Source organism: Endozoicomonas sp. YOMI1, assembly GCF_024606345.1.
In the GTDB taxonomy this organism is placed as follows: Bacteria; Pseudomonadota; Gammaproteobacteria; order Pseudomonadales; family Endozoicomonadaceae; genus Endozoicomonas.
On the sequence record NZ_JAHHPM010000380.1, the window covers coordinates 1 to 8,320 of the forward strand.

At 44.0% G+C, this 8,320-nt stretch carries 6 protein-coding genes; 3 read left to right on the forward strand and 3 right to left on the reverse strand.

Features of this window, described 5'->3' with window-relative positions; genetic code table 11:
- Nucleotides 1–233: 233 nt before the first annotated feature.
- Nucleotides 234–1,661: a hypothetical protein gene (locus KDK15_RS13595; protein ID WP_257295929.1), complete on the forward strand. Its 1,428-nt coding sequence runs from the start codon at nt 234–236 to the stop codon at nt 1,659–1,661.
- A gap of 112 nt (nt 1,662–1,773) precedes the next feature.
- On the opposite strand, the gene KDK15_RS13600 is transcribed toward KDK15_RS13595, so the two are convergent.
- Nucleotides 1,774–2,331: a hypoxanthine-guanine phosphoribosyltransferase gene (locus KDK15_RS13600; protein ID WP_257295930.1), complete on the reverse strand. Its 558-nt coding sequence runs from the start codon at nt 2,329–2,331 to the stop codon at nt 1,774–1,776.
- A gap of 402 nt (nt 2,332–2,733) precedes the next feature.
- Here KDK15_RS13600 and upp point away from each other — a divergent pair, with 402 nt between their 5' ends.
- Both upp and KDK15_RS13610 read left to right on the forward strand, forming a co-directional pair.
- The gene (gene upp, locus KDK15_RS13605) at nt 2,734–3,360 is read left to right on the forward strand and encodes a uracil phosphoribosyltransferase (RefSeq protein ID WP_257295931.1); all 627 of its coding nucleotides are present in this window, start codon (nt 2,734–2,736) and stop codon (nt 3,358–3,360) included.
- Between the two features lie 23 nt (nt 3,361–3,383).
- Nucleotides 3,384–4,673 carry a uracil-xanthine permease family protein gene (locus tag KDK15_RS13610; RefSeq protein WP_257295932.1) on the forward strand — a complete coding sequence of 430 codons (1,290 nt, stop codon included), beginning with the start codon at nt 3,384–3,386 and terminating at the stop codon, nt 4,671–4,673.
- 197 nt (nt 4,674–4,870) lie between these two features.
- Here KDK15_RS13610 and KDK15_RS13615 read toward each other — a convergent pair whose 3' ends face one another.
- Both KDK15_RS13615 and KDK15_RS13620 read right to left on the reverse strand, forming a co-directional pair.
- Entirely contained in the window at nt 4,871–5,215 is a 345-nt protein-coding gene (locus KDK15_RS13615; protein ID WP_257295933.1) for an STAS domain-containing protein, read from the reverse strand.
- Between the two features lie 153 nt (nt 5,216–5,368).
- Nucleotides 5,369–8,107 (reverse strand): hypothetical protein, encoded by a 2,739-nt coding sequence (locus KDK15_RS13620; protein WP_257295934.1) that lies wholly within the window; start codon nt 8,105–8,107, stop codon nt 5,369–5,371.
- Nucleotides 8,108–8,320 lie beyond the last annotated feature (213 nt).

Sequence of the window (8,320 nt, forward strand, 5' to 3'; positions counted from 1 at the left end):
TTTTGAATAGGTTCGAGTAACTATAGATAGGTTTTCGTTAACTGCAACAAGCCCCGGCTTGCCTGAGATTTTTAAGTGGTTTGACTGTTTTTTGGCAATATTGGATTGTTAAATAAATCATGTGGTTATTTTTGTTTTTCGTTTGGTATGCTTTTTCCATCAAGATTATTAATGTTCTAAAAAATTGCTGACTATTATTAAAAGTATCCTTAACCCAGGGAAGGGGAATAAATATGAATATTCAGGATAACACTGGTAGTATAGGTCGAAGTCAGAATCTACCTTTTGCTATCGATGCAGACATTGTTAAGCCGGAAAAAGGATTTCTGAATGGAAGTACGGTTACCATTCAGGAAATTGATCAAGATAAGTTTGTCGGTATTCAGGTTACTACGGAGCAGTTTGCAGAACTTCCTAAAAACACCCAGCCAGTAAAGGTTGCCTTTAAAGATTTTCGTAAGTTGCTCAGTAAATGCCGCCCTGTAAAAGCGTTAGAGAATATGCTATCAGGCAAAGGCAAGGGAGTGGTGGAAAAGCAGAGCTGGGAAGTAATTTCTAATGCTCAGGCTGAAAGGGTTTTAAAAGCTACTCGTGATGCTGAAAAAAAGGAAAAACTGGCAGACGATATTGAGAACTTTAATTTAGAATTGTGTCTCCTTAATGATAAGAAAGAAAATTTTATTAAATCAAAAATAAAAAATGATGAATTCAAAGAAAAGTACAAAACCATATTGGCTATTGCTGATGGGGATCTGAAATCTTTACGCAAGGGATTAATAATTGTTTTACCACCGGCCACTAAGGACGGAAACCCCCAGTATGTACGCCTGACTAGTAAATCATCGAAAGACCGCATAAATGATGCGAATAAACTTGTGGATATTCTCAAGAATAATGAAGCTTATAAGCAATATAGGGAAAGTGTAGAATCGGTTAATAAGCTTGAAGATGAGTGTAAACAGTTAAAGACATCTTTGGCTAAGCAAGCAGAAAATCTCAAAAAAACACATGAGGAGCTTATTAATGAGAAAGCTGAGGGTGATAAAGAAATGCTGGTCGATAGGCACCTGGAACTGAAAGAGCAAACCTCTAGAGAAATGTTGCTAGCTGCAACAGGTTACGTTGATAAAATGAATGGCATAATTGACGCTAAAATCAGTACAGTTGATCATCTGCGTAAAAAAATAATAGCAAATTTAAGCCGCATTGATGACATTCAAGATGAAATTGGCAAACTCCTGGATCAAGTGCAAAGCTGCGAAACTGATGATCTTACTCTGTCTGATGATACATCCGTAGTTATGGATAAAGACGACACTGCTCAAACCAGTAAGAATAAAGAAATGCTTCTCCAGGAAATTGAATTTAACCGGCAAGATCTTGTACGGTTGAATGAAACATTAAAAGAAGATAAAGCCGCTTTCAAGGAAACTGTGCAACGTATAGAAGCGCTGGAAGTTGAAAAAGTAGAAGGGGTGGTAGCATTAGAGGAAGAACGTTATAAAGTCGTAAAGCAGTTTGATGATTTTACTTTGAAGCTAAGCACCTGGGTTGACCCAAGTATCAAGACTGAACAACAAGCGGTAGCCCGAATGCTCAGTGACTCTGGATCAAGCGAGAAAGTCTCTGCACGAACAGCATCTAATCAGCCGAATAGATAGCAGTCCCAGAGCAAGGCTGTTTACATGGATGATAATGTAACTGTTGATCGTATTAACCCAAAACGAAAAGCCTCCGGACCGGAGGCTTTTTTTCTTAAGAAATCTCAGGATTTCAGTGACCTTTCAGTGCATAAATACCATTGGCATTACGCCAGTAACCCTGATAGTCCAGACCGTAGCCAAAAATATAGCGATCTTCGATTTCCAGGCCGGTAAAGTCAGCCTTCAGGCCCGGACGGGCTTTACGGTCATGCTTTTTATCCACCAGAACCGCAGTCAGAACGCTGGCTGCTCCTTCTTCCTTACAAAAATCGATAATTGCGTCCAGGGTGTGCCCTTCATCCAGAATATCGTCGATGATCAGGACGGTACGATTCTTGATGTTCTGGGTTGGGCGAACTTTCCACTCCAGGCCGCCACCGGTCAGCTGGTCCCGGTAACGGGTTGCATGTACGTAGGAGGCTTCCAGGGGGAACTGCATCTGAGTCAGCAGTTTGCCGGTAATCACCAGACCACCATTCATTACGCAGAATACCAGCGGGTTGCTGTCCGCCAGCTTGTTGGTGATGTTGCGTCCCATGGTGGCGATGGCGTCTTCAATCTGCTGCTCGTTGAAGAGGCAGTCGGCTTCATCCATCACTTGCCGGATATGGTCGAGATCAACAGACATGTTGTGTAAACCCTGATCGTTTGATTGGCGGCCGGTCACTCCAGTGGGTCAACTCATGCAGTACAGATGTCGGGCACCCTGGCGACCGGCGGTCCTTTTCTGGTTAAAAAAACCATTTTTTACTCCCCTGTGGAGAGTTGGAAACAGTTTTCACGAAAAGCAAAGCAGGGAAAAATACCGTTGTTGTCTTCAATGGGCAAGAGAAAACTACACGATCGTTATGGCTGTAAAAACCTATGGGCAGTGCGGACATCCTGTGGGAGAATAAGAAGGTTTAGGCGTTGAAAGCTGTTGAATGATTATTCTCTCAATGAGTGCTTCCTCAGAAACGTTTTTTATCTCAGCCATTCGTTTTTTTGATTCATTATCCATCCATCGCCAATCAGACAGTTGAGGTCATGCATGAGCGTACAGGAAATCAAGCATCCGCTGGTACAACACAAGCTGGGACTGATGCGTTCCAATGATATCAGTACCAAGGGATTCCGCACCCTGGCCAGTGAGGTAGGCAGCCTGCTGACGTACGAAGCGACCAAAGATCTGGAGCTGGAAGATACGGTAATTGAAGGCTGGAATGGTCCGGTGACCGTTCAGCAGATCAAAGGCAAGAAAATTACCATTGTACCGATTCTGCGTGCCGGCATCGGTATGATGGACGGTGTTCTGGATATGATCCCCAATGCCAAGGTCAGTGTGGTAGGCCTCTACCGCGACGAAGAAACGCTGGAACCGGTGCCTTACTTTGAAAAACTGGTCAGTAATATTGATGAGCGTATTGCCCTGATCCTGGATCCAATGCTGGCAACCGGTGGTTCCATGCTGGCGACTATAGATATGCTGAAGAAGGCAGGTTGCAAGGAAATCCGTTGCCTGGTTCTGGTGGCTGCGCCGGAAGGTATTGATAAGATCCAGTCAGCGCATCTTGACGTTAAGATTTTTACGGCGTCTGTTGATCAGGGGCTTAATGGCAACGGCTATATCATTCCTGGCCTGGGTGATGCCGGCGACAAGATTTTTGGTACACGCTAAGTAACGAGTAAGGATATCCAACAATGAATCATTCAGCACAGTCGGGGGAACACCTGCCATCAGAGATGTCGCTCTGGCGGCAGGCGCTGATGGGAGGGCAGATGCTGTTTGTTGCCTTTGGTGCTCTCGTTCTGGTGCCGTTGCTGACCGGGTTGGACGCCAATGTGGCGTTCTTTACCGCGGGTATCGGTACTCTGATTTTTCAGCTGATCACCCGTCGGCAGGTGCCTGTCTTCCTGGCATCTTCTTTTGCCTTTATTGCGCCGATGACGTTCAGTATTCAATCCTGGGGATTGGCGGCCACCATGGGCGGTATCATGGCCGCCGGTGTGCTCTATGCTGTATTGAGTGTGCTGGTCAGGGTGCGTGGATCCGGCATACTTTACCAGTTGTTTCCACCCGTGGTGGTTGGGCCGGTGATTATGGTTATCGGCCTTGGCCTGGCGCCTGTTGCCGTTGGGATGGCAACATCACCTATTGAAGGGGTAATCTCTGCTGATCAGGCTCTGCTCCTTGCCGCGATCTCGCTGTTAGCCACCCTGCTGGTGGCGACCATGGCCGGTGGGATTTTACGACTGATTCCCATCATCTGTGGTATTGGCGCAGGGTATATTGCCGCAGTGATCATGGGGGTTGTGGACTTTCAGCCTTTGTTTGACCGCCCCTGGTTTGCTATTCCGAATTTTACCACCCCGGAACTCAATTGGAATGCGGTGCTTTATATGATTCCGGTAGCGATTGCCCCCGCTATTGAGCACATTGGTGATATGCTGGCGATCAGTTCGGTGACCGGGAAAAAGTATCTGGAAAAACCAGGGCTGAAAAATACACTGCTGGGTGATGGCCTGGCAACGACAGCTGCTGGTATGTTGGGTGGGCCGCCTAATACCACTTACTCAGAAGTCACTGGTGCGGTGATGCTGACCAAAGTTTACAACCCGGCTATTATGACCTGGGCCGCAGTCATTGCTATTGGCGTGGCGTTTATCGGTAAAATTGGTGGATTCCTGTCAACCATTCCAGTGCCGGTGATGGGTGGCATCATGATGCTGTTATTTGGCTCCATTGCTGTCGTTGGACTTAACACGCTAATTAAGGCAAAGGTTGACCTGGGACAGCCCCGAAACCTGGTGATTGTCTCTATCGTGCTGGTATTTGGTATCGGTAATATGGGAATCTCACTGGGTGAATTTTCCCTGAAGGGTGTCAGTCTTTGCGCCCTGACAGCAGTGATTCTGAATTTGCTGCTACCCCATCGCGCCGGAGAAGATCGATATCAGTCTGCTGAAGTTGGTAAAGAAGACGTTGACTGAAAAGCTGAAAATAGACGGTAGTGTTTTTAATACCGCCTTTTTGGCTATAAACTGCCTTAAAACGGATGATTCAACGGCAGCCCGACTTCATCAACACCAACCACCCTACCATAACGTGGCCCAGCATCTGCGGGCACCGCCTGACTTATCGTGACAGTCTATTCTCGGTCGGTCTCCTGACGAAGTGGGCAGACCCATCAGGCGGATGCTGACTGTTTCTGTTGATTCTGCTCCTGCGTGTTCATCTGGATGAAATAGGTAATACCGCTTAACTCCATCAGTGAGGCAACACTGTTGGGTACGTTATACAGCGAGAGATAGAAATGTCCTGCCAGTTGTACCTGACAATGAAGCAGTAATTGCAACCCATCGCTACTGATGCTTCTAAGTAGCGTGCAATCCAGCACAATATGGCTGGTGTCGATTCTGGTTGCATTTTCTACCGCATTCTCCAGTATTTGGATGGTACTGGCATTAAGATCACCATCCAGAATAATGAGCGTGTAGTTTTGATAGCTTTCGAGATTAATGGTTAATTCCATACTCCTTCTCCCGGTTTGATCCCTTAGTGATAGGAATAGTAAGGGCAGGGGCTGTGTTTTTGCATAACACTCTGGTTACAGGATCTGACAATAGTGCCGTGCCACAGTTCATTCCGGGTTTCTTTTTTTGTGAGGGTTGTTTTTATCCTCAATTTATTGCCCTCCACGAACCATACTGTTGTATTTCTCATATGAAAAACTATGATTTGTTGAAAAATGGTCCATAGCAGTTTTACCTTGTTTGTCTTTGATAGCCATTAACTCAGAAAAGGTTTCATGACCAAGTTCTTCAATTAACAGATCGACGACTTCATCGTTGATCTTTTGAAAAGAAAATAATTTGTGCAGAGGTGTGCAGCCGTTGTGGTCTCCAATTTTGAGTAACTCAACCAGCAGAGTGTGATCTGCGTTTTTACATAGGTGCTCCAGAACCTGTTTTTGTACTGTTGGTGGATCATCAGACCTGAAAAATTTTCTTTTGTGCGAAGTCAAGAGTACGTGTAAGGGGGTTGAGCCATCGCTTTCCAAACGACGTTGCAAAAACGAGGTTAATCCATAGGTTTCATCCAGCCAGACAACGGTCTCAATGAGATCGTACGATTTTATAACTGTTCGATTAATCTTTATAACTGTTCGATTAATCAAATGGTTTTGGAAAATAAGATGTAATAAATTCTCACCGGTCGTCGGGTTTATTTTTTCAAGAACAGCTTGGCCTGAATCCCCCAGGGTACCTAAGATTGTTGCAAGGATATCTTTATAACCAAAAAGGTGTAAATTCTCACCACTCCTGACCAGTCCAGATAAAAAGAATTCTTTTATCTGCTCCTCACTCATCATGCTCATCATTCCCTGAAACAGCTGCTTGGTCACTCTGGCTTCCCTTTGTACGATTTCCAAAGTCAAACGGTACTTTGACAAAATCTCCACAGGTTTATTTCTCATACCATAAGTTTTGGCAAATCGATTCAGTACCCTAAGCAGTGGACTTTCCTTGCCGTGCAACGGACTTAAAGCCCATTTGACAAAAGCATCTTTATCACCTGCTTTCTCCTGTGCGGTAATTAATTGAGGAAGGTTTTCCTTCAGGTGCTTTTCGCCAGAGAGACTCTTTTCAAGTACATATACAACAGAGTCTGTACATTGAGATGGGGTTGTATCGCTGAAATAATCTTCAGTAATCATCTCTCCATTGTTGCAGAGGTTGACTAAAAAATATTTGTGATTATCCTGGAGCAGTTTCGTTATAAGTGGTGAATCGCTTATTTGTCTCAGGTAATCGCTGGCATCCAGGCTCCCGGTTTCTAAAACATGCTGAAAAAATTTAGCAGCAAGTAAATCCCGCCCGGTCTTACTATGGATATTAGCCAGTATGTTGTCGAGCCATTGCCGCTCAGTCTCTAGCAAGTGCTGGAACAGGCATGTTTGGTGTTTAGAACGGTAAACCAGTAGATTAATTCGTAAATCCGGGTCAGTAATCTGCGTCCAGAGATATTTAGCCAGTTGCATTTCATTCCTGTTCATGGCTTGTACAATGGGCGTTAGCTCTTGCTGCCTGAGGGTAAGAGCGGTACCGTTGACCGCTTCATCCCAAATATTTGGATTGCCGGTAATCAGTTGATCCACCTGGCTATCTTTCATACCACGCAGTAGGTGATTTATCTTTTTAGTTGAGTAAATTGAGTTGTTATAAACAACCAGCTGTTGAAAGACGGAATACCCCTCCGAAGTAGAAACCGACATTACTTTACATCTCAATGATGGGCATTGGATTGAATTGACGATATATTCAGCTTGATATCTACGATTTGTTTCAAAACACTTTTGCAACAGTGAATTGTTCGTTTCCGCTTCCGCTGTATAAAGCTCAACAAGTTGATTATCATCAAATGTTTCCGTCAATTTTTCAAATAAATCCAAGTAGCCTTTTTTACAGGCTAACAACAGAGGAGACTCAATCTTTTTTCCGGTAAATCTGACAGCGTCAAAGCGTTCTTGAATATTCAGGTAATCTAACAGATGGCTTGTACGTTGGTAGTGTGTATCAGGATTTAGATGATTTATATAAAATTGTAAACCGCACTCTGCAATATCACCAAACATGAACTGCAACAAGGTTTCATCAATGTCGGGGCTCCCTGTCAGGAGTTTTACAATCAATTTTCTGTCTTTTTCGATAGCGGTATCAAACAGATAAGTACTTTCATTAAAAAGACAGGCATGTGCAAGAGGAGGAACATGGCTATTGACTGGACGAGTGACCATCTCAATAAGTGTTTCCATCCCTAACTTATGCTCCAATTGATTGAATAATGACTCTTCCATAACACAGCAGGCATGATGCAATAACGTCAAATCACCATCGACAGGTTCTAACAGCGCATCCCTTAATTCTTCTGGAGTTAGCTGGTCAAATAAAAACCGGAAAAAAACTCTGCCTGCCCTGGATTCGCCGGCTGCTTCCAAAAGTGAACTCGGGTAAAACCTGGGATCATTATTTTTCGTTAGAAAGTCATGAGGGGCTTTAGCTATCAACAGGCTTTTGATCTGATCTTCTGTAAACCCATTTAATTGGGCCTCAAGGTTTGGAGTGTCATGTGCTATCAAGTATTTATAGATTTGCTCGAATTGAGGACACCAGGTTCTCATTTTATCGGGATTATTGATTGCTGAACGGGAACGATGGGTAAAACTGGTGACTGGTCTTTCAATAATCTGTTCTTCAGGGATTGTTGCTGTGCTTGATTTTGGCAGTTTGGTTGTTTCGGCATCAGCAAGGTTCAATTCCTTCACATTCCTTTTTAAGCCTATTAATGCATCGGGCTTTGACGAAATCGTATCATCCTGTGAAGTACCTGGTACCGGTTGAGGTCTGGTTGGGGTTATATTCATTAGAGGTTATCCACTTGCTAATACATGATTGATTAATCAGACAGTAAGGATAACCTTTTGTTCCCTGCAATTAGCAAAATCGTCGTAAACCCTCGCCCTCAGTCTGCGATTTGAAACAGGAAAAAATGCCATTGAATATCCGATCATCAGCAATTCCCGACAACTATACATCTTAAGTCGTATAATATTGTATTATCCAAGCATAATATTTAT

Coding starts and splice junctions, on each gene's coding strand:
- KDK15_RS13610 (WP_257295932.1), top strand. CDS start 3,384: ATGAATCATTCAGCACAGTCGGGGGAACACCTGCCATCAGAGATGTCG.
- KDK15_RS13615 (WP_257295933.1), bottom strand. CDS start 5,215: ATGGAATTAACCATTAATCTCGAAAGCTATCAAAACTACACGCTCATT.
- KDK15_RS13620 (WP_257295934.1), bottom strand. CDS start 8,107: ATGAATATAACCCCAACCAGACCTCAACCGGTACCAGGTACTTCACAG.
- KDK15_RS13595 (WP_257295929.1), top strand. CDS start 234: ATGAATATTCAGGATAACACTGGTAGTATAGGTCGAAGTCAGAATCTA.
- KDK15_RS13600 (WP_257295930.1), bottom strand. CDS start 2,331: ATGTCTGTTGATCTCGACCATATCCGGCAAGTGATGGATGAAGCCGAC.
- upp (WP_257295931.1), top strand. CDS start 2,734: ATGAGCGTACAGGAAATCAAGCATCCGCTGGTACAACACAAGCTGGGA.